The 21,477-nt window shown below is 52.3% G+C and carries 20 protein-coding genes; 9 read left to right on the forward strand and 11 right to left on the reverse strand.

Going from position 1 to position 21,477, the window contains the following annotated elements; genetic code table 11:
- Nucleotides 1–482: 482 nt before the first annotated feature.
- The 3 genes from EHT87_RS09745 to EHT87_RS09755 all read right to left on the reverse strand — a co-directional run bounded on the left by EHT87_RS09745 (nucleotide 483) and on the right by EHT87_RS09755 (nucleotide 2,707).
- Nucleotides 483–812 carry a cupin domain-containing protein gene (locus EHT87_RS09745; RefSeq protein ID WP_185716180.1) on the reverse strand — a complete coding sequence of 110 codons (330 nt, stop codon included), beginning with the start codon at nucleotides 810–812 and terminating at the stop codon, nucleotides 483–485.
- Between the two features lie 34 nt (nucleotides 813–846).
- Nucleotides 847–2,082 carry a DEAD/DEAH box helicase gene (locus EHT87_RS09750; protein WP_124906413.1) on the reverse strand — a complete coding sequence of 412 codons (1,236 nt, stop codon included), beginning with the start codon at nucleotides 2,080–2,082 and terminating at the stop codon, nucleotides 847–849.
- A gap of 238 nt (nucleotides 2,083–2,320) precedes the next feature.
- Nucleotides 2,321–2,707, reverse strand: a complete 387-nt coding sequence (locus EHT87_RS09755) for a hypothetical protein (RefSeq protein ID WP_124906415.1) — start codon at nucleotides 2,705–2,707, stop codon at nucleotides 2,321–2,323.
- A gap of 334 nt (nucleotides 2,708–3,041) precedes the next feature.
- On the opposite strand from EHT87_RS09755, the gene EHT87_RS09760 reads away from it, so the two are divergent.
- From EHT87_RS09760 to EHT87_RS09775, 4 genes are all read left to right on the forward strand, one after another.
- Nucleotides 3,042–5,177 carry a M3 family metallopeptidase gene (locus tag EHT87_RS09760; protein ID WP_124906417.1) on the forward strand — a complete coding sequence of 712 codons (2,136 nt, stop codon included), beginning with the start codon at nucleotides 3,042–3,044 and terminating at the stop codon, nucleotides 5,175–5,177.
- A 97-nt stretch (nucleotides 5,178–5,274) separates the two neighbouring features.
- Entirely contained in the window at nucleotides 5,275–6,093 is an 819-nt protein-coding gene (locus tag EHT87_RS09765) for an alpha/beta fold hydrolase (protein WP_124906419.1), read from the forward strand.
- 138 nt (nucleotides 6,094–6,231) lie between these two features.
- Complete coding sequence (locus EHT87_RS09770; RefSeq protein ID WP_124906421.1) at nucleotides 6,232–7,194, forward strand: hypothetical protein; 963 nt, start codon at nucleotides 6,232–6,234, stop codon at nucleotides 7,192–7,194.
- Between the two features lie 70 nt (nucleotides 7,195–7,264).
- Nucleotides 7,265–8,089 (forward strand): alpha/beta fold hydrolase, encoded by an 825-nt coding sequence (locus tag EHT87_RS09775; RefSeq protein ID WP_124906423.1) that lies wholly within the window; start codon nucleotides 7,265–7,267, stop codon nucleotides 8,087–8,089.
- A 94-nt stretch (nucleotides 8,090–8,183) separates the two neighbouring features.
- Here the strand turns inward: EHT87_RS09775 and EHT87_RS09780 are convergent, their stop codons facing one another.
- The 4 genes from EHT87_RS09780 to EHT87_RS09795 all read right to left on the reverse strand — a co-directional run bounded on the left by EHT87_RS09780 (nucleotide 8,184) and on the right by EHT87_RS09795 (nucleotide 12,540).
- A complete protein-coding gene (locus EHT87_RS09780) occupies nucleotides 8,184–9,068 on the reverse strand; it encodes an SDR family oxidoreductase (RefSeq protein ID WP_124906425.1) in 885 nt (294 codons plus the stop codon).
- A 121-nt stretch (nucleotides 9,069–9,189) separates the two neighbouring features.
- A complete protein-coding gene (locus tag EHT87_RS09785) occupies nucleotides 9,190–9,756 on the reverse strand; it encodes a Crp/Fnr family transcriptional regulator (protein ID WP_229320968.1) in 567 nt (188 codons plus the stop codon).
- Between the two features lie 144 nt (nucleotides 9,757–9,900).
- Nucleotides 9,901–10,731, reverse strand: a complete 831-nt coding sequence (locus EHT87_RS09790; protein ID WP_124906429.1) for a CvfB family protein — start codon at nucleotides 10,729–10,731, stop codon at nucleotides 9,901–9,903.
- Between the two features lie 24 nt (nucleotides 10,732–10,755).
- Nucleotides 10,756–12,540 carry a DUF885 domain-containing protein gene (locus EHT87_RS09795; protein ID WP_124906431.1) on the reverse strand — a complete coding sequence of 595 codons (1,785 nt, stop codon included), beginning with the start codon at nucleotides 12,538–12,540 and terminating at the stop codon, nucleotides 10,756–10,758.
- Nucleotides 12,541–12,714: 174 nt separating this feature from the next.
- On the opposite strand from EHT87_RS09795, the gene EHT87_RS09800 reads away from it, so the two are divergent.
- The 5 genes from EHT87_RS09800 (at nucleotide 12,715) to EHT87_RS09820 (ending at nucleotide 17,517) form a co-directional block, all read left to right on the forward strand.
- Complete coding sequence (locus tag EHT87_RS09800; RefSeq protein ID WP_124906433.1) at nucleotides 12,715–12,963, forward strand: DUF6582 domain-containing protein; 249 nt, start codon at nucleotides 12,715–12,717, stop codon at nucleotides 12,961–12,963.
- A gap of 169 nt (nucleotides 12,964–13,132) precedes the next feature.
- Entirely contained in the window at nucleotides 13,133–14,341 is a 1,209-nt protein-coding gene (locus tag EHT87_RS09805; protein WP_124906435.1) for a hypothetical protein, read from the forward strand.
- Between the two features lie 48 nt (nucleotides 14,342–14,389).
- Complete coding sequence (locus EHT87_RS09810) at nucleotides 14,390–16,060, forward strand: DUF8832 domain-containing protein (protein WP_124906436.1); 1,671 nt, start codon at nucleotides 14,390–14,392, stop codon at nucleotides 16,058–16,060.
- Nucleotides 16,061–16,168: 108 nt separating this feature from the next.
- Nucleotides 16,169–16,576, forward strand: coding sequence for a c-type cytochrome (locus EHT87_RS09815; RefSeq protein ID WP_124906438.1), 408 nt, complete (start codon nucleotides 16,169–16,171; stop codon nucleotides 16,574–16,576).
- A 107-nt stretch (nucleotides 16,577–16,683) separates the two neighbouring features.
- On the forward strand, nucleotides 16,684–17,517 hold the full coding sequence (locus EHT87_RS09820; RefSeq protein ID WP_124906440.1) for a sugar phosphate isomerase/epimerase family protein: 834 nt from the start codon (nucleotides 16,684–16,686) through the stop codon (nucleotides 17,515–17,517).
- A 574-nt stretch (nucleotides 17,518–18,091) separates the two neighbouring features.
- Here EHT87_RS09820 and EHT87_RS09825 read toward each other — a convergent pair.
- The 4 genes from EHT87_RS09825 to EHT87_RS09840 form a co-directional block, all read right to left on the reverse strand.
- A complete protein-coding gene (locus EHT87_RS09825) occupies nucleotides 18,092–18,499 on the reverse strand; it encodes a DUF983 domain-containing protein (protein WP_124906442.1) in 408 nt (135 codons plus the stop codon).
- Between the two features lie 171 nt (nucleotides 18,500–18,670).
- Nucleotides 18,671–19,534, reverse strand: a complete 864-nt coding sequence (locus EHT87_RS09830) for a helix-turn-helix domain-containing protein (protein WP_124906444.1) — start codon at nucleotides 19,532–19,534, stop codon at nucleotides 18,671–18,673.
- Between the two features lie 85 nt (nucleotides 19,535–19,619).
- Nucleotides 19,620–20,744, reverse strand: a complete 1,125-nt coding sequence (locus EHT87_RS09835; protein ID WP_124906446.1) for a C40 family peptidase — start codon at nucleotides 20,742–20,744, stop codon at nucleotides 19,620–19,622.
- A 156-nt stretch (nucleotides 20,745–20,900) separates the two neighbouring features.
- Nucleotides 20,901–21,365 (reverse strand): hypothetical protein, encoded by a 465-nt coding sequence (locus tag EHT87_RS09840; protein ID WP_124906448.1) that lies wholly within the window; start codon nucleotides 21,363–21,365, stop codon nucleotides 20,901–20,903.
- Nucleotides 21,366–21,477 lie beyond the last annotated feature (112 nt).

Below are 21,477 nucleotides of genomic sequence, written 5' to 3' on the forward strand. Positions count from 1 at the left end.
AACGACCCGACTATAATGTAACAATTTGAATTTCAGCGCATTACCGCACCTTCTTTTCTTTCTATTTAAGGCTGTCCGCCTGAAAGGCAGGTTATTCCCGCTGAACGGTTTTCTGCCCAAGGCCGCAGTAAAATAATCGGGGGGCCATCAGGATACGCTTCCAAAAAACAAAGCTTTTATGCACGGTTTTGGGAGGTACCCTGCGCTAATCGCTGGACCAGGCATGCGGGCGTTGCTGGTTAGGTCAAAGGAGCTGCCAGGGATGACTGCTTTAAAAATTGCCTTCTGGACTTCATTTAAGGGTCGAGTTATAGGTATAGGAAAATTCAGGAGTGGGTTAAAAATGAGGCCGGTTCATCGGTTTCCCTTACTTCAACCCAAATGAAGCTCACGGCTGTTGAACCGGCAACAATCTTCCGGCGTGGCCCCTCCCCTCTGCCGCTTACAACGGCTCCATCGGAAGAAGTTTGAACCCAAAAACTTTAGTCGGTCGAATAAAATAGCGCCAGCCAGACCGTTTCCTCCTCCGGATGAGTCCACGCCACCCGGTGTTTCAGATGAGCCGGTAAATTTACCGCCATCCCCGCCGACAAATGAATCAGTTCGGGGTGCCCATCCAGTTCCAGCCGGGCCTCGCCCTGTAAAAGAATAACCCACTCGTGCTCGGCTTGATCATACCAAAAACCGTCGGGCGAGCCGTGTCCTTTGGAAACGATGCGTTCCAGCCGAAAACCCCTTCCCGACAGCAATTCGTCCACCAATTCCTCGGGCAGGGAGGCCGGTATTCCGGACAAAAGATTGGCAATCTGCATACGCATTCCGGTTTCGAAGACCCTTGACGAATCTTTATTTTTTCTTCCGCTTTTTCCGCCCCAGCTGCATTTCTTCCGCTTCTTTCATCAGCGCCTTCAGATCAAACTGCGCCCCTTTGCTGGCATCGACGGTTTCAATGTAGTCGATCTGGTCGATTTGTGCCACGCGGATGGGTTTGTCCAGAAAAGCTTCAATTTCGTCCAGAATCGGCTTTTCTTCGGGGCTGCAAAACGAAAATGCCTGTCCTTTCTGCGTCCCCCGGCCCGTTCGGCCCACGCGGTGGACGTAGTTTTCGGGCTGTTCCGGCAGGTCGTAATTCACGACGTAGTCCACGTTGGCAATGTCGATGCCCCGCGCACTGATGTCCGTCGCAATGAGCACTTTAACGACCCCGCTCCGAAACTGATTCATGACCTGCAAACGGTCTTTTTGCTCTTTGTCACCGTGAATGGTTTCGCTTTTGATGCCGACCCGTTCCAGGGCTTTCAACACCCGCTCGGCCCGGATTTTGGTTCGAACAAACACAAGAATCTTGCTTTCGGGGTGCTCCTGGATCAATCGTTCCAGAAAAAACCGCTTATCGTCCATGGCCACAAACGCCACCGAATGATCGATATTTTTGGCCACCGGATCTTTGGGTGAAATCTGAATCCGGATGGCGTTGTGTACCAGCGAATAGGCTAGCTTCTTAATTTTCTCGTTAATCGTTGCCGAAAAAAACAGCGTCTGCCGTTTCCGGGGTAAAAATTTCATCAGGTCCTGAATGTCTTTGATAAAACCCAGATCGAGCATGTGATCGGCCTCATCCAGAATCAGGATTTCGACCCGCTGCAACCGGATGTAGCCCTGGCTCACCAGATCGAACATCCGGCCGGGCGTCGCGATCAGGATGTCGATGCCCGCTTCCAGCTGCGCAATCTGCGGCCCCTGTTCCACCCCGCCGAACACACAAAACACTTTCAGGTTCATATGGCGGGAAATCTGCTCGAACACACCGGCGATCTGCAAAGCGAGTTCGCGGGTGGGCACCATCACCAGACACTTGATTCCCTCCGCCCGTTTCTGCGTTTTGCGTTCATGCAGCATACTGACGACCGGAATGGCAAAAGCCGCCGTTTTACCCGTACCGGTTTGGGCAATCGCCAGCACGTCTTCGCCCTTCAGAATCGGCGGAATCGACTTGAACTGAATATCAGTCGGCTTTTTGAAACCCAAACCTTCCAGATTCCGCTTGATTTCGGGGGCAATATAATAATCGTCAAATTTCATGATGGTGTACGTTGAACGCCGGTTCGTGGTTGATCACGTCCAATGATTCTGCGAATTAACGGGAATATTAACGAAAAACCGTTCCAACCTTGGGTACTTCACGTGTGTCATCTTTCAAAAGAACCGATACGGACTGAATAAGGTGCTGACGACCGGCACTCAAGTTCATAAAAAAACACCCCTGATCGGCAGGGGTGTTTTTCCAGTTTGTCTATTTTTTCTAGGTAGTGTGGCTGAATTAGTCGACCGGTGTGTTCATCACTACCATTCGCTCGGGGGTGGTCACCGGCTGGGTAACCACGTTAACCTGCTTGCGGATGGCTCCCTGAGCCGACTTAAATTCCAGTTCGTAGGTCCCATCGGTCAGGTTTTTCATATCCAGTTTGGCCGCGTATTTCAACTGTTTTTTTGAAATCACTTCCCGAAAAAGGATTTCTTTTTTGTCATTGCGGAGCAGCAGCACAACCGATTCCGGCGCTGATTTTTCGATGGATACCCGAATCTTATTTTCGGAAGTCACATACGTACCCACTTCAAACGGCAGTGCTTTTGGAGCAGCGGGATCGCCACTAAGCGGGGCGCTCAACAGCGCCGTACAGATCAGATTACTCAGGAGATTTAACATGGTGTTGTTTACGTTTCGTATTTGTTGTAGGTATTCTTAAAATTCAAAAGTGTTGTTTACCTGTTCGATCACCTGTATTCCAAATGCCGTGCCAACAAAATAATATTCTGTAAATCAGATAGTTAAGATTTAACCCTGAAAATCTTACTGTACGAAGCCGGACAATGGCTGTTCGCTGGCGGACAAAACGTACCCACGGACTTCAGTCCGTGAGATCCGCATCAGATTTAAACCTTCACCATACCAGAATCTCACGGACTGAAGTCCGTAGGTACGTTTTGCTTTCGCAACGCGATTCTGTAGTTTTGACGTAATCCAACCAACGCGTTCTTCGATGAAATCAACGCTTATACTGCTGACAACGACTATGATTCTGACGGCTCTCGCGCCGGTGAACGGCCAATCCACCGCGGAAAACCCTTTTTTTAGTGCCTACAACACGCCTTTTGGCGTACCGGCTTTCGATAAAATCAGGCCTGAGCATTTCGAACCGGCTTTTGAAGAAGGCATTAAACAACAGGCGGCTGACATCACCAAGATCACCAATCAGACGCAGGCACCGACATTTGCCAACACCATTGAAGCTCTCGAAGCGGGTGGTGATCTGCTCAGCCGGGTGAGTACGGTATTTTTTAACCTCAACAGCGCCAACACCAGCGATGCGCTGCAGAAAATAGCCCAGACCATTGCCCCGAAGCTGGCGAAAACTGGCGACGACATTGCCCTGAACCCGGTGCTGTTTAAGCGCGTAAAAGCCGTCTACGACCAACGGAACCAACTCAAACTAACCGGCGAACAGCAGCAGTTGCTCGAAAAAACCTACAAAAATTTTGTGCGGGGCGGGGCCGCACTCTCGTCGAACCAACAGGATCGGTTGCGGAAAATAAATGAGGAGCTTTCGGTACTTACGCTGAAATTCGGCCAGAATCTGCTGGCGGAAAACAACGCTTACACGCTGGTGATCGATAAAAAAGAAGACCTCAGCGGGTTGCCCCCTTCACTCGTAGACGCGGCCGCCAAAGAAGCCAAAAAACGGAATCTGGAGGGCGGTCCGATGGGTCAAAAATGGGTCTTTACGCTGCAAAATCCGAGCATCATGCCCTTTTTACAATACGCCGATAACCGCACCCTCCGCGAGCAGATTTTCCGGGCCTACCTCGAACGCGGGAATCACAACGACGAGCGCGACAACAAAGCAATCATGGCCAAAATGGTGGCGCTTCGGGCCGAAAAAGCGCAGTTGCTCGGCTATGCCAGCCACGCGGCTTTTGTGCTGGAAGAAAGCATGGCTTCGACCCCCGCCAAAGTGAGCGAACTGCTCAACCAGCTCTGGGCGGCTGCGGCTCCCGTAACGAAACAGGAAGCCGCCGAGTTACAGGCGATGATGGACCAGGAAGGCAAAAATGAAAAGCTGGAAAGTTGGGACTGGCGGTATTATGCCGAAAAACTCCGCAAACAAAAATACGCCCTCGACGGTGAACAGCTCAAACCGTACTTTTCGCTGGAAAATGTCCGCGAAGGCATTTTTATGCTGACCGGTCGGCTTTATGGCCTGCGCTTCGAACGCCGGACGGATTTGCCGGTTTATCAGGAGGAAGTGATGGGCTACGAAGTGAAAGAAGCCGACGGCCGACACATCGGCATCATTTACATGGATTTTCACCCGCGCGCCAGCAAACGCGGGGGTGCCTGGATGACCAGCTACCGGCGTCAGAAGGTGGAAAATGGCAAGAAAATAGCCCCGGTGGTTTCCATCGTCTGCAACTTCTCCCGACCCGCAGGCGACGCCCCGGCCTTGCTCAGTCTGGAAGAAACCCGGACGTTTTTCCACGAATTTGGTCACGCTTTGCACGGTTTGCTCTCCAACGTTACCTACGGAAGTCTGTCGGGAACGGCGGTGCCGCGTGACTTCGTGGAGTTGCCCTCCCAGATTATGGAAAACTGGTCGGAGGAAGCGCAAATGCTGAAGCTCTACGCCAAACATTACAAAACCGGCGAGGTAATTCCGGACGCATTGATTGAGAAAATTAACAAAAGCAGCCTCTTCAACCAGGGTTTCGAAACGACGGAATACCTGGCCGCTTCGTTGCTCGACATGGATTACCACACCCTGAAGCCCGACCAGACGCCCTCCGATGTGCTGGCTTTTGAAAAGCAGTCGATGGCTAAAATCGGGCTGATCGACCAGATTCCTCCGCGCTACCGGAGCACGTATTTTCAGCATATTTTTGCGGGCGGTTATTCGGCGGGATATTACAGTTACATCTGGTCGGCGGTGCTCGATGCCGATGCCTTTGAGGTTTTCAAGCAGAAAGGGCTTTTCGATCAAAAATCGGCCCAGTCGTTCCGCAAGAACGTCCTCGAAAAGGGCGGCACCGACGAGCCCATGACGCTTTACAAAAACTTCCGGGGTTCCGAACCGGACATCAAACCGCTGCTCCGGCGCCGGGGCTTGTTGAAGTCGATGTAGTGTCCACGGATCGCACGGGTGCTCCCGTTGAGTCCGTGCTTTTTAAATCTGACGGCTACCTTGAACTAATCAAGATGGGCATGAAAAAAACGCTGAAATGAAGATCCTAGCACTGGCAGTAGCCACCCTTTTCCTGGTTGTTTCCTGTAAAAAACCGAACGACACAACGCCCGATTTTACCGAATCAAAGATTTCGTTAACCACCCATAAACTAGCCTCGTTCTCCGCACTAAAAAACTCAACCTATTTAGTTGTTTTTGAAGCCGGATTAGGCGAGGACCATACGGTATGGAACAACAACGCTGTTGCGGCACAAATAAACAGCACTGCTGACGTACTGCTGTATGACCGGGCCGGTTATGGGCAATCAGAAAATGGGCCAGGCCCACGAACGATCGACCGGTTACGCAGCGAACTGGAGCGTGTGATCGATACGTTTTCAAACGGAAGAAAAGTAATCTTGATCGGGCACTCCCTGGGCGGTTTGATTATAAGAGATTATGCGATTAAAAATCCCCTCAAAACGGCAGCCCTGTTGTTTGTGGATCCCTCGCATGAATTCTATAACCATCCCTCACAGGCGGAGGAAGACGGGCTTTACGAGGCTTCCAAAAATGCCAATGGGGCCAATTTCGGTGGAACTCTGGAAGCCAGGGAATTTATTGAAGACCTGCAATACATGCGCACATTACCCTCCTTACCAAACGTCCCCGTACTCGTGCTCACCCACATGCAAGTGGATGCCACCCACTCTGCATCAGCCATGCAAGCCTGGTATGATGCCCACGAATTATTAAAAAATGGGGTAACGGATTTTACCCATATTGCCGCCACCCATTCGGGACACTACATCATGATTGACGAACCGAATTTGGTCATTGACAATTTCAAACTATTGCTTTCAAAATTGCCATAAAATGGTTTTCTGCTTACGTCTTGAGGGAATCAAGATTTTAGCGCAAATTTGGCTCACCATTGGCCGGGGCACGAAGATGGATGCATCCGCCAAAAACCGTAAACCCTAAACCGAATACCGTACACGGTAAAAGCTCCAATGAAAAACTACCTGCCTGGCCTGTTGCTGGCTTTCGCCCTGATTTCCTGGACAATCGATGATTTTCCCCAGGCCGTCATTACCAATGGCTCCGTGCGGGCCACCCTCTATTTACCAGACACGGCCACGGGCTACTACCGGGGCACCCGCTTCGACTGGTCTGGGTCGGTTGCCAGCCTGGACTACAAGGGCCACAGTTATTTTGGAAAGTGGTTTGAAAAGTATGACCCCTTCCTGCACGACGCCATCACGGGGCCGGTCGAAGCGTTTGATCCACTGGGATACGACCAGGCCAAACCCGGTGACCTATTTGTTAAAATCGGGGTGGGCAGCCTGCGGAAAATCGACAACGAGCCTTATAAATTTGTTGCGCCTTACCAACACGTGGATAAAGGCCGGTGGTCGGTTCAGAAAAAAGGGGATCAGGTGCGGTTTACCCACGTTCTGAACGATGCTGCCGGCTACTCGTATCAGTACGAAAAAACCGTCCGACTCACCAAAGGCAAGCCCGAACTGGTGCTGGAACACCGCCTGAAAAATACCGGCAATCAACGCATCGAAACCGCCGTTTACAACCACAACTTTCTGGTGATCGATCAGCAGCCGTCGGGCCCCGATTTCCGGGTTCAGTTCGGATTTGCGGCCAGGCCAACCGGCGATTTGAAAGATATTCTGGCGAGTAAAAATCAGGATATCAGCTTTTTACGCCCGCTTCAAAACCGGGAAAGCATCTACACCCTCGTAGAAGGGTACGGAGCCAACGCCAGCGACTACGACATTCGGGTTGAAAATACCAAAACCGGCGCGGGTGTCCGGATTCGGGCCGACCGGCCGCTGGCCAAACTGGCCTTCTGGTCCAATCCGAAAAACCTGTCGCCCGAACCATTCATTGCCATCAAGGTGGAACCGGGGCAGGAGTTTACGTGGAAAATCGCGTATGAATTCTATACGATTGAGCGATAAATTCCCTGATCAAACGGGCAAACCATTCGCTATATCCAACGTTTCTTTTAGAAACTAGCAGACCGTTTCTATGAAAGAAATACGAAATAACGGAGCAACGATTAACTACCGGGTTTCGGGCGAAGGTGCCATCACGCTCGTGTTGGTCCACGGTTCATTCATCGACCAAACGTACTGGGATCAGCAGGTAGCTTTTTTCGCCCCTCATTACAAAGTCGTTACGCTGGATTTACCCGGACACGGGCAATCGGGCCGCGACCGAACGGACTGGAGCATTGAAGGCTACGGGGACGATGTGATGGCGGTAATCAGGGAACTGGAGTTGAAAAACGTCATTCTGATCGGGCATTCGATGGGGGCTGACATCATTCTCGAAGTGGCCGTTGCGGATCCCGAACCGGTCATTGGCTTCATCGCCGTCGATATGTTCAAGAATGCCGCTACGCCCCTGGCCGAAGAGTTTCAAAGTCAGGTCGAAGCCATCAACGAAAATCTGCGAACGGATTTTCCAGCCACCAGCGAGCAGTATGCCCGCATGGCGCTGCTCACTCCGCAAACCCCCGAACCGATCGCCAGCCGGGTGGCTGCGGATTACCGCCATGCTTATCCCCCCATGGGCCGCCCCGTGATCGCTCAGGTTTTTGAATACTGGGCCAGAGAGCGGGACCTGCTGCCCCGCTTACCGTTCAGATTCTATGTGATCAATGTGGACTTTCTACCGATCAACGAAGAGCCGTTAAAACAGTATCTGACAAACGGTTACGAAGTTTATCACCTGCCGGGAACGTGTCATTATCCCATGCTCGAAAATCCCGATCGGTTGAACCAGACATTGGCAGAGATTATCGATAAAATCAGCGCCGATTCCCAAAAAGCCCCGAAAGAAGCGGTTTAGGAAGGGCTGGTTTTCGGGAAAAGTGACCCCATTCACCAACGCAACACCCGGACACGCCCAATAGCGGTATGCGTCCGGGTGTTGGCGAAGTGAATTAGCGGCCGAAATAATGCCCCGCGTCGAGGTCTTCAAGCAGACCGGGGTGAGTGGGTTGCCAGCCCAGCAGTTCCCTGGTTTTTACACTGGATGCCGGGCTATTGAACATAATGAATCGGCTCATCCAGTCGAAATGACCCACGGCTTCTTCAGCGGTTATCGAGACAACGGGCAGATTTAGCTGGTGGCCGATTACTTCCGCAATTTTCCGAACGGTTATGCCTTCGTCACCGATGCCGTTATACCGGCTCCCACCCGTTCCTTTTTCCAGCGCCAGTCGGAAAAGAAGAGCGGCATCGAGCCGGTGGACAGCGGGCCAGCGATTGCTGCCATCTCCCACATAGGCGGATACGCCTTTCGTCTTTGCCGTGTTAATCAGGAAAGGAACAAAGCCCCCATCACCGGCATCGTGAACCGAAGGAGGCAACCGAATGACCGATGCATGAACCCCCGTTTCCGCCAGCGAAAGGGCCGTTGCTTCCGAGGCACGCGGAAATCCGGGAGCCGGATCGTCTTCGGTAATAAGTCCCCCATCGTTTCGCAATCCCAAGATACCGCCGGTAACAATAAACGGACGGTGGGAACCTGCCAGTACAGACCCGATGGCTTCAATGGCCCGTTTGTCCGTTTCGGCAGCTGCCACAAAGTTCGAAAAGTCGTGAATGAAGGCCGTATGGATGACGCCATCGGCCTCGATAGCTCCCTTTTTTAAACTGTCGAGGTCTTCGAGATTTCCCTTTACTACGGCAGCGCCAGCCTCCCTAAGTGATTGGGCAGAGGCTTCTGAGCGAGCAAGCCCCAGAACCTGATGCCCGGCCCCCACTAATTCCCGTACAATGGCGGAACCGACGAAACCCGTGGCTCCCGTTACAAATACACGCATGTTTTCACTGAGTTTTAGTTGGCTGGTGGTGTGGGCAATCCCACAGCAGGCTTGTCCAACACCACCGTGTTGATGAAGCAAAAGTGCGGAATGTTCAGGCGGCAAAAGAGGACATTTGTCCCTATTTTACTTCATGCTGAAGTTGTGAATGCCTGATACGGTTCAGGGTTTTGAGCGAAACGCCAAGGTAAGAAGCCACCATGCGCAAAGGGATATGCAACAGAAGGCCGGGATAGGTTTTAACAAAATCCTCATACTTCTCCGTGGGGGTGGAGCTAATGGCCTTATAAATGCGGTTCCGGCTGGCATTGAGATTCCTAAAAATAAGCCGATCGGAGAAATTCTTAAGAGCAGGAATCTGGTCGAGCAAGGCATCGAAACGATCTCTGCCCCACATCAGGATCTGACTATCCTCCAGGGCATCAATGCTGTAGGAAGACGGGGTGCGATTCGCATAACTTTCGCCGTCGGTCGTCCAGGTCAGTTCCGGTGAAAACTGCACAACGTGTTCGCTGCCATCCGCTCCGATCCGGTAGGTTCGCAGAAGCCCCTTGACAATGAAGACTTTATAGCGACAAACTTCGCCGGCCTGCAACAAAGTCTGTTTTTTGTAGACGGTTTTTTCAATTGCGGCTGCGCCAACTAGCCTAATCTCCTCATTAGACAGTGTGGTGTCCTGCGCCTTCATATAGTTTTCAAAAACAGCAACCATCTCTGTCGAAAAAAATATATTTTAAAGGAGTAGCTACCCGGAAAACAGCATGAATTCTGATAGCAGCTACCCCGGCCTTTTCCAAATTTCTGACGCAACCGATCGTAAGCCGTTAACAACTTACGCCAGATAAATACCGTCTTCCTTGATCACGATCTTGCGTTCACGAAACAACGCGCCAATGGCTTTCTTGAACGTTTTTTTGCTCATTTCCAGCGATTTATAAATCTCTTCCGGTTCGCTATAATCATTGAGTGGCAGAAATCCTTTCTGGTCTTTTAGCGTGGCAAGAATGCGCTGGGCGTTGGGTTCGACGTTTTCATACCCCGGTTTTTGCAGGCTCACATCAATGCGGTTATCCTCCCGAATCGTCTTGACATACCCCGTCAGCCGGTCGCCGGGATAAACCTGACGGAAAACCTCATTCGCGTAGACCAGGCCCCGATACCGGTTGTTGATGATGACGTTGATGCCGAGGTCGGTCGGCTCCCAGGCCAGCAGCGACACCTCCTGGCCTTCGGTCAGATTGGGCACTTCCGAATCCAGAAACCGATTGAGTCGACTGGAGGCCACCAGCCGGTCGGTTTCGTGGTCGAGGTACAGATACACCACATACCAGCGCCCCACCTCCATCGGGCGGCTTTGCTCCCGATACGGCACCAGCAAATCTTTTTCCAGCCCCCAGTCCAGAAACGCGCCCACGCTCGTGACCGACACCACCTGAAGGCGCGCAAACTGGTTTCGCTGAATTTTGGGCGTCAACGTCGTCGCAATAATCCGGTCTTCCGAGTCGGTATATACAAACACATCGATGGGATCATCGACCCGCAGCGTATCCGGCACATACTTGTTGGGAAGCAGAATGTCATTGTCCTCGTCGTCGCCCAGAAACACACCAACGCTGGTTTCGCGCAGGGCCACTAAGGTATTTATTTTTCCAATTTGTATCATTCGAGACTGATTTTCAAGCACCTGTCATTTACCCTGCCGATTGGCCCAGGCATCCATTTTGTGTTCCAGCACATCCAGCGGCATACAACCGTCTTTCAGAAACTCGTCGTGAAAAGCCGCCAGATTGAATTGATCCCCCAGCTGTTTCTCATACTTGGCGCGTAGTTCCCGGATTTTCAAGGCCCCGATTTTATAGGAAAGTGCCTGCGCCGGAATGGCCATATACCGCTCAATTTCGGCTACCGCGCCCTGTTCGGCAATCGGCTCGTTCGCCATCATATACCGGATGGCTTCTTCGCGCGTCATGTGTTTGGTATGAATGGCCACATCGACAACCAGTCGGATCGCCCGGTGAATTTCGTCACTCAGCGCGCCCATATACTGGTACGGATCGGTGTAAATGCCCAGCTCTTTCCCCAGCGACTCACAATACAAGGCCCAGCCTTCGCCGTAGGCACCATACCACGCAAACCGCCGGAATTTGGGCAGATCGGCGTTTTCCTGCTGCAACGAAATTTGGTAGTGGTGGCCCGGAATGGCTTCGTGCAAAAATAACGATTCCATGCCCGAAGTCACGTTAAACTTCGTTGCCTCCGGAATCGGAACGTAGAAAATACCGGGGCGACTGCCGTCTGCCGAAGCCTGGTTGTACTCGGCACTCGCCGACGCTTCACGGAATTTCTCGGTTTGCCGGATTTCAAACTTCGACTTCGGCGTTTTGGTAAACATTTTTTTCAGGTTCGGCTCAATTCGGGCCAGAATCGTGTTGAATGCCGCCAGAACGTCTTTGGGCTGTTTGTAGGGATAAAATTTCGGGTCGGTTTTGAGGTGCGTGAAAAAATCGTCCAGAGAACCCCGAAAGCCCACCTGCGTTTTCACCTTCTCCATTTCGCCCCGAATCCGGGCTACTTCCTTCAAACCGGTCTGGTAAATTTCCTCCGGCGTTTTGTCCGTGGTCGTCCAGGTTTTGACCAGTTCCTGATACAATTCCGCCCCCTGCGGCACGGCATCGACGCCCGAGGTGGTCCGGGCCTTGGGCAGGTACTCATCTTCCAGAAATTCGCCTAATTTCCGATACGTCGGCACGATTTCTTCCAGAATGGCTTTCCGGTAAGCCGCCGTCAACCGGTTTTTATCGGCTTCGCTGAAGGTTTTCGGCAGGGTATTGATCGGCCCGTAAAAGAGGCTTTTGGCGGGATCGCTTACCACCAGATCGGTCATCTGCGGAATCATCTTGACAACCAGGCTTTTGGGCCAGGTCATGCCGGTTGCCAGCCCTTTGCGGAAGTTGGCCACGGCGGTGTCGCCCCACACCCGAAACGCCGAAACGCGCTTCAGCCAGTCGTCGTAATCCTTGACGGTTTTGAACGGCTGCGCCCCCGCTCCGCTGCCCAACTGCCCGAACGTCAGCGTCAGCCCTTCAAACTGCGAAAAAGGAACGTATTCAAGGTGAAATTTGAACTGCTCCAGTTGCAATTCCAGCTCCCGTTTCAAAATATCATACGAAATCTGGTCCTGATCCGACAATTTTGCGCGATCAAACGTTTTCAGTTTTTCGAGATTTGACGAATAAAATGCTTTCGTCTGGTTGAGGAAGTCCTGCGAAATGCTGTTCGGGAGCAGGTCATTATACCAGTTATCGCCCTGCATCGTGGCTTCCAGCGGGAACAGTTTCAGGCGCTCTTCGTAGTAATCGTCGACGGTTTTAGCAAAATCAGCATTCCCGGAGGCATTTTCCCGCCCGCTGTTGTTCGTGTTACAAGCCATGACGGAAGCCATTAGCAAAGCTGATAAAAGAATATTTTTCATCGAGGTATCTCATAAGATGCTGTTCAGACCGGAAAGTTAGAAAGAAACCGGTGAAAACCCTGACAGCGGCCGCCGTCCCTGTCCGCGGTTTTCCTATTGCCTTACTTTCACCCAATTCTCCCAACTTTTTTCCGCCCGATGAGTTGATTCATAAACCAGTAAACAAGCAACGGTATGGCTAAAATTGATCAACGGGATGATGTGAACCCCCGGGAAGGGGTCCATCAATACGGCGATGTATCCTTCGCCGACCCCACCAACAAAAAATACCCAATTGACACGCCGGAGCATATCCGGGCGGCCTGGTCGTATATCAATCACAAAGACAATGCGGCCAAATACGATGCGGACGAGGTCGAAACCATCAAGGACCGGATTCGCCGGGCCGCTAAAAAGCACGACATCGAAATCAAAGCCGACTGAGTCCGGTTTTTGGTACATGCAGAACAAAAAGGGCCTCGAAAGGCCCTTTTTGTTTGAAAATCAGTAGAGAAGTAGATTCACTAAATAGCAAAACGTCGTGGGGGTTGACGCGGTTTAGCGGGTCTTTTTCCTATATTTACCCACTATTCCTCTACTAGATACCGAGTGCATGCAAACCGCCTTCCCTTCTTCGTTTTCACGGACTAAAATACCGGCTTATATCTACGCCGTGGTATTCTCCTCGCTCTGCATCGTGTGGGGGTTGCTCTGGGACATCATGTGGCACATGAGCATTGGGCGCGACGGTCTGTTTGCGCCCCCGCACTTGCTGATGTACGTCGGTGCGGTCGTGGCCGGAGCGTTCTCCGGTTTCAAGATTTTGCAGTTGACCTTTGCCAAAATGAATGCCGAGCGGGCCAGTTCCGTGCGCTTCTGGGGTGTTTTTTACGGATCGCTGGGCGCCATGTACTGCGTCTGGGGCGCCCTGACCATGCTCACCTCCGCTCCCTTCGACGAGTGGTGGCACAACACCTACGGCCTTGACGTTCAGATCCTGACGCCCCCGCATACGGTTTTACTCATTGGCATGATGACCGTACAGTTCGGAGCCATGATTGGCGTTCTGGCGTTGCAGAACCGGTTTTCCAACACGCTGACCAGCAGCCCATCCACCGATGTTCAATCGCATGAACGGCAGGGCAAACGGCTTAAAATCATGTTTACCATTGCCGCCGGATTACTGTTGAGCATTCTGTTCACCATGCTGGCGGAAAAAATGGGCCCCTGGACGTCGCACCATTCATCAGCCTACATCACGATGGGGATTGCACTCCCGTTTTATCTGCTGGCGGTGGGCCGGGCGTCTTCCTTGCGGTATCCAATCACCATTACGGCGGCAGCGTACATGCTGGCGATGCTCATTCCGAGCTGGATTCTGCCCTTTTTTCCGGCCACACCGCGGCTGGGCCCCGTTCTCAATCCGGTTACACATTACCAGGCTTTTCTTTTTCCGCTGCTGCTGGTCATTCCCGGTTTTGTGCTGGACAAACTGCTCCACCGGTTTGGAAACGGCAAGCTCAACGACTGGCTGCTGGCGGCCCTGACCGGCACGGTTTTTATTCTGGTGATAACCCCCGTGCAATGGTATTTCGGCGGTTTTCTGCATACGTCGCCCTACGCACAAAACGGATTTTTTCTGTCCAATTCGATGTCGTACAGCAATGACCCTACCTGGCCGTACCACCATACATTTCACCCCCACTGGCTGCAATCGACTCCCGAATTTTTAAAAGGAATCGGCATTGCCATCCTCTGCGCCATTCTGTCAGCCCGCGTTGGGTTGCTGTGGGGGAACTGGATGAAACGGGTGCAACGATAAGGAGTTAAGAGTTAAAAATTAAGAGTTAAGACGGTGTGTCCTTTTAAAATGAAGAACTTCCTGGTGCGGGTGCTGATCTGTTCACTCATTCTATCATTTACGCATTCACTTATTGCCCTGGCGCACATCGGCAGTCCGGGCGTGTTGGTGCAGAAACAGGCCGGTAAATACCAGATTCTGGTGAGCGTCATCCCGCCGGATGTGGTTCCGGGAACGGCCAAAGTTACGGTTTTTGTGGAGAGCGGCCGGGTTGAAACCATTCTGGCCCGCCCCATTTACTTTTCGTCCGGCGACGAAGGTGCCCCGACGCACGACGAACTGAAACCCATCGGCGAAAACCGCTTCGAGGGCGTGGTGTGGATGATGGATTCCGGTTCTTCCAGTATTGAATTGAAACTCGATGGTCCCGACGGAAAAGTTTCCATCGTGGCCCCGGTTTTATCGGTTCCAACGGCCATGACTCCCATGCCTGCGGGAACAGGTTTTGGGCTGGCGGCCCTCGGTATTCTGCTGATCGTTCTGCTCATCACCACCGTAGGCGCCAGCCTGGCCGACGGAACGCTGAAACCGGGCCAGGCCGTACCGACCTCCTACCGCCGGAAACGCCTGGTCGGCATGACCATTGCCGCCGTTTTGCTGGGCGTCGGGCTGACGGGATGGCGGACGTGGTGGACGAGTTGGGCGGATCGCTACCGCACCCATAAACTGTATGCTCCGCTGCCCATCGACGCCAACGTTGACCGGACCGCCGACGGTCAGGGCTGGCTGACCATTGGCATCGACACGTCACGTTTCGTGGAGGGCGGCATAAAAAGCCGTCGCCTGAGCTTTCTGGTGCCTGATCACGGCAAACTCATGCACGTTTTTCTGGCCCGAACACCGGGACTCGATGCGTTTGCCCACCTGCATCCCGACCGGCAGGATCTGACTCATTTCAAGGCCAATTTACCCAATTTGCCCGCCGGTCAGTACCTGCTTTATGCCGACATTGTGTTCCGCAGCGGTTTTGCCGAATCCGTAACGGATACCATCACCATTCCCGACCTCAGCCGGAAAACCGGCACCGGTTTGACGGAAAGACCGGGAACTGATAAAGACGATAGCTGGCTGGTGGCCCAGCCGATGGGCGTCAAACCCAGTTCCGTGGGGCTGCCCCACCTCGACGACGACATGGTTCTGTGCGGAATACCGGGGGCCAGCTCGAAGCTGACCGACGGTTCAACCATGCTCTGGACCGACAAACCCGCTCAGATTCTGGAAGCCGGGACGCCCTATCTGCTCAAATTTGCCGTGGCCGACGCGCAGGGAAAACCCGCTCCGTTGGAGCCTTACCTGGGCATGGGCGGTCACACGGCCATTATCCGTTCGGACGGGACGGTTTATATTCACCTGCACCCCGTCGGGACGTATTCGATGGCGGCAGAATCGTTCATGGTCGATCGCATTGCCGATACGACGCGCAGTTTCCATTATCCCGATGCCAACATGTTCCGCGACAGCATCGACCGCTACGTTTCCCGGCTGAAACAATTGCCCGAAGCCGAGAAAAACAAGCTGCTGCTGGCCGGAATGCCCACCATGACACATGCCATGAAAACCAACAATATGGTCGAATTTCCGTACGCTTTTCCCCGCTCCGGCCATTACCGCATCTGGGTGCAGGTCAAACGCAATGGACAAGTCCTGACGGGCGTTTTTGATACGCAGGTGAAAGAATAAAAAAACGGGGAAAATGAATGGATAACTGAAAAACCACTTTTTTCCTTTTATTCCTTCTTCCTTTCCTCCGCCTTGCCCCCTATCTTTACAAAAAGTCCAATTTGCGTTATGAGAATTGTCGTTGCAGTAAGTCTTTTTTTTCTGACGTCAACCGTTTTTGCCCAAACCAAGAAACCAGCGTCGAAAGCCGTTGCGGGACCGGGTCAGCAGGTGTATGAACAATACTGCCTGACCTGCCACCAGGCCGATGGCGGAGGAGTACCGAACCTGAATCCGCCCCTGAAGCAAACCGACTGGGTGCAGGGCGACAAAACCCGGCTTATCAACGTGGTTTTGAAGGGATTGCAGGAACCGATTGAAATCAACGGTGAAACGTTTGACAATGTAATGCCCGCGCACGACTTCCTGTCCGACAAGGAAATTTCGGATGTTCTGACCTTTATCCGTAGTAGTTTTGGCAATAAAGCCGAGCCGGTTTCGGTGGAGGAAGTGAAGAAAGTGCGGGCTGCGAAGTAAAATCACCACCACGCCTGAAACGGCCCCATAGGATTACAGCGATTAAAGAATTAACTATGAGGATCGATTGAATGCCACACATTACCTGCTCCGTAATCCTGCAACCCATGAAAAAAATTCTTTTTTTAATCGTGCTCACCGGCCTGACCATTTCGGTTTTCGCCCAGCCGAAATCGCCGGTAGGCCTGCAATTGTATAGTTTTCGGGAGCAGTTCCCGAAAGATGTCGCCGGAACGTTGGCCAAAGTCCGGGCGATGGGATTCCGGGAGGTCGAGCTGGCCGGAACGTACGGCATGCCCCCCGCCGATTTCCGGAAACTGCTCGAAAAAAACGGGTTGAAACCCATCAGCACCGGAGCTTCGTACGAAGATCTCGCCAGCAACATCCCGAAGGTTCTGGAAGAAGCCAAAGCCCTGGGTGTCAAGTATGTAATGTGCGCCTGGATTCCGCATAAAGGCGATGTATTTACGCTGGAAGACGCCAAACAGGCCGCCGATGTGCTCAACACCGCCGGTAAATTACTGGGCGATCACGGTATTTTATTTTGCTATCACATCCACGGGTACGAGTTTCAGCCGTACAAAGACGGCACGTTTTTCGACTATCTGGCCGAAAACCTGGAACCGCGGTACGTCAATTTCGAAATGGACGTTTTCTGGGTAAAACACCCCGGTCAGGACCCGATTGCGTTATTGAAGAAATACCCCAACCGCTTCCCGCTGATGCACCTCAAAGACCGCAAGCCCGGCACACCCGGCAACAATACCGGTCACGTCGATGTGGAATCGAATGTGGCGATTGGCAAGGGCGATCTGGGCATTGCCGAGATCATGAAACAAGCCAGAAAATCGGGCGTCAAGCATTATTTTATCGAGGATGAATCGTCGCGCTCGATGGAGCAGATGCCGGAAAGCGTGGCGTATTTGCAGGGATTGAAGTAGGAACCAGCCGGAAAGTTACCTTTCGAATTGAAGACTTTTCACCCCGGCGGGGTGGCCTGTTAATAGTCAATCTGGCATCCCATCTTTTTTAACAAGCCCCGGCAGGGGCGTCCTGGAATTCCTCTAGGTCGCCCCTGCCGGGGCTTAGTGATACAGATGAGATCAAGACGGCTATTCTCCTCTGGCGGTATTAAAAATTCACCGGGTCGCTTAACCCCGGAGGGGTTATCTGTTACTAGTCTACTAACCAATTCCATAGCAATAAGCCCCGGCAGGGGCGCCCTAAGGGATAACCCCAGGACGCCCCTGCCGGGGCTTTTGCATCTGGCTATTCGGGCGGTTTCTAGTAACAGATAACCCCTCCGGGGTAACGATACCGTCCGTTTTCCGATGCAAATCTAATTCCCATTTAATCCCGCCGGGGTAACTTCAGGATACCAGCCGTTTTTCCGAAGCAAATCTAATTACCATTTGACTTCTCCGGGGTACCTTCCGGATACCATCGGTCTGCCCGATAAAAATTTACAGGATCACCGACAAGCCAGGACTTCATTAAAGATTCAGGAGCTATTGATCAGGCCGAAACCTTCAACTGTTTTCTGCTGTCCAGCCGGTTCTTTTGCGGATCATACGCAATAAAAAACGTCAGCCACGAACGGCGCGCCAGCCGGAAGAAATACGGCGTCAGGGCCACCAGCGTGGGCACCAGACCCATCAGGTAATAATCCAGATCAATTTTCAGCCAGGTAACGAACACCAGGAACGTCGCCAGAGTATAAATGGTGTAAAACGCATAACTCACAAACATCGACCCCCAATAGAATCCCGGTTCCGGTTCGAGTACTTCACCGCAATGGGAACACGTTTCGTGCATTTCATCAAACCGGCGGCTGTAGGCGCTGCTGGTAATGAAAAAGTCGCCCTGATGACAACGGGGGCATTTATTGAATACTACGCTGTATAATCGATTGTCTTTTAGCATGGCCGTACCCACGGACTTTAGTCCGTGAACTTTGTTTAATTGGATCTAAAAACACGGACTAAAGCGGCATCGGCCGCCCGACCGTGGGTACTTTTAAGTACGCAACAAAAGTACGGTCCGGAACCGTCGTACAAAAAGACAGAACCGGACAGGTATGGTACAAATCAACGATCAGGCAGAAATAGTCTGGCGGAACTCCGCGGGCGTTTGCCGGGTGTGTTTTTTGAAGAAACGAACAAAATAGGAAGGGTCTTCGAAGCCCAGCAGAAACCCGATTTCTTTCACCGACCGGGCCGTATGTGTCAACAACCGCCGGGCTTCGATAATCAGTCGTTCGTGCAGGAGCTGGCTTGCCGTTTTTCCCAGCACTTTCTTGCAGATATGATTCAGGTAATTGGGCGTCAAATGCATCTGTTCGGCATACTCCGCCACTTCGCGGACCGTCAGAAACTGCGCTTCCAGCAACTCTTCGTATTGCCGGATTTTATCGAACAGATTGGTGTCCGTTTCGGTCTGTTTTTCGGTATAAAGCCGGTTGGCGGTTTCCAGCATCAGGTGAACGTAGGAGAGAAAAACCTCCGACCGGTTCGGCCAATGCGCGTCGTATTCCTCCCAGGCATACCGAAACAAATCCCGGAACAGCGCCGGAGAACTCTCCACTTCCAGCAGTGGCTGGTGTTGATGGGAATGAAAAAAAGGATAGTGAAACAAGCGGTTTCCAAACCGGCTCCGGAAAAAATTGGCTTCAAAAAACAGGTTGAACCCTTCAATATCGTTGGACAGCTGCCAGCTGTGTACCTGCCCCGGTGTCAGAAAATAAAGCTGGTTGGGCGCAATGGAATACGTTTTGAAGTCGATGGTATGCGTACCGCTGCCGTTGATGATCCACATGACCAGGTAAAACGTGTGCGAGTGCGGCTTGTCGATTCCCTTGAATTCCTGCACCAGTTTTTCCAGCCTCGTCATGTAAAAGAGCGCATTGGGCTCGTGACGCGGGAATTCCTGAAGTTTGTATACCGGTACCGGAGTGGACATGATTTTTTGAGATCAAAGAAGTTAGACAAGAGAAGAAAGACCCATTTAAAAACACCCGGGAACTCTCTGGTCTCCACTCTTTATTCTACATTCCCGGTTTCACCACCCGTTTCACCCGCAAAAACCGGTTCAGTTCGTAGGCATCGAAATTGGGTGCGGCCGGATCGACGCTGGTGACCCGAATCTGGCCCGAAGCGTGAATAAACTCGTTGTTCCCAATCCACATGCCGACGTGAACAACGCGCTCGGGTTTGTCGGCGGTGGCGGGTTCGCCGAAGAAAAGCAAATCGCCGGGCCGGAGCTGGGCGAAATTTTTGCCCGGCGTCTCGATCAACTCGCCTTCGTTCACCTGCTGCGACGCATCGCGCGACAACTGCTGACCGTTGAGCAAATAGACGGTTTTGGTAAAACCGCTGCAATCCATGCCTTTCACGGAGGTCCCTCCCCACAAATACGGAATGCCCATCAAACTTTTCGCCGTGCTAACCAGAGCCTCTTCAGTCGGCCTGGCCGCGGCCTTCCAGCGATCAAACCGCTGGGCTTCCCGTTTGGCAACATACCCCGTCCGACCGTCGGGATACCGCACCTGAAAATACTGCCGCTGTTCACTCACCAGCGCCAGCGTGTTCCCGGCCACGATGTCCGATACGGTTTGGGATCGCCGGCCGGGTTCGCTGTAAACAAACCCAAACGGACGCGTATAAATGATTTTTTCCGCCGACTGCCACTGTTCAAAATCGGCTTTGGTCATCAGTTGAATCGCTCCCGCGTCCGTCCAGGCAATGTATTGATCGGGCGTTTGCACCTGATACCAGTTCCGATCCTTGTCCCAAACCTTCAACGGCATGCCCAGCAACGCCTGTGTGGCCAGTTCGGCGGCATTTCGGGCGTTGGAACGCAGGTTAGCCACCGACACATTGACCAGGGCGTAGCTTTTTTCTCCGACTGCCGAAGCGGGAAGCAACTGAATCTGATCGACAACCGGAATATCAGCCGCTTTCAGTTGGGCGAGCAGCGCCTGTTTGGCTTCGGGCAGGTTGGTAAAACCGGTCAGCTGGCCCGACGAATCGGCTTCTACATTAAAAATCGCGACCCGTTTATCCGGTGCATACTGCTTCCGGACGGCGTCGACTACCTGACTTAACGTTTGCGCAACACCGTCGGCGGAAATCATACAAAGCAGTAAAACCGCGGTAAAAATTCGTTTCATGACCACTAACTTACGGAAGTAGATGGAAAGCACAAAAATACAAAAGCCAGCGACGAATGCGTCTCCGGCTTTTGCAGGTAGTTCCAAGTTTAGGGTTTATAGCCGACTGACCGATACCGTTAAATCGTCAACCAACTATAAACCCTAACCCATAAACTATTTTTTCGCGTTGAAAGCCAGCAACAGGTCGTCGCCGGATTCGGACTTTCCGGAAATATTGAAGATAATAAAATCGCCATCGGCGTCGCCAATCCGCTCGCCATCAGCGTAGAGGCCGAAAACCTTTCCGGATTCACGCACCTCGATTTCCAGATCTTCAACAACCGGTATGCTTCCTTCGCCTTCGATTACAAGAGTCACGTTCATCCGCGCCTTTCCATCGGCTTTTTTGGTAAATTTCACGGTGCCGGACGCTACGGTTTTGCCACTTTCAACAACGGGTAATTTTTCCAGTTCAACTTCGTTGGCGCCGTTAATAAAGTGAAAAGAACTCAGTTTGTAGGTTCCCGCCACTTTGGCCGCCGGTTCAACGGTTTGTTCGGGGGTGGGATGGTCGTTGTTGTCCTTCTTACAAGCTACCAGCGCACCGAGTACAAACCAAAAAACCAGTATTTTTTTCATCGGTAAAGTTGTTTTGTTCGCTGCAAACCTAGCGTTGAACACACCGAAACTCAACCAATGGTTACATGAATCGTTACTTTAGGAACTTGAACCGGTATCAAAAGTCGCTGAA

The sequence above is a fragment of the Larkinella knui genome (assembly GCF_003858645.1).
Lineage (GTDB): Bacteria > Bacteroidota > Bacteroidia > Cytophagales > Spirosomataceae > Larkinella > Larkinella knui.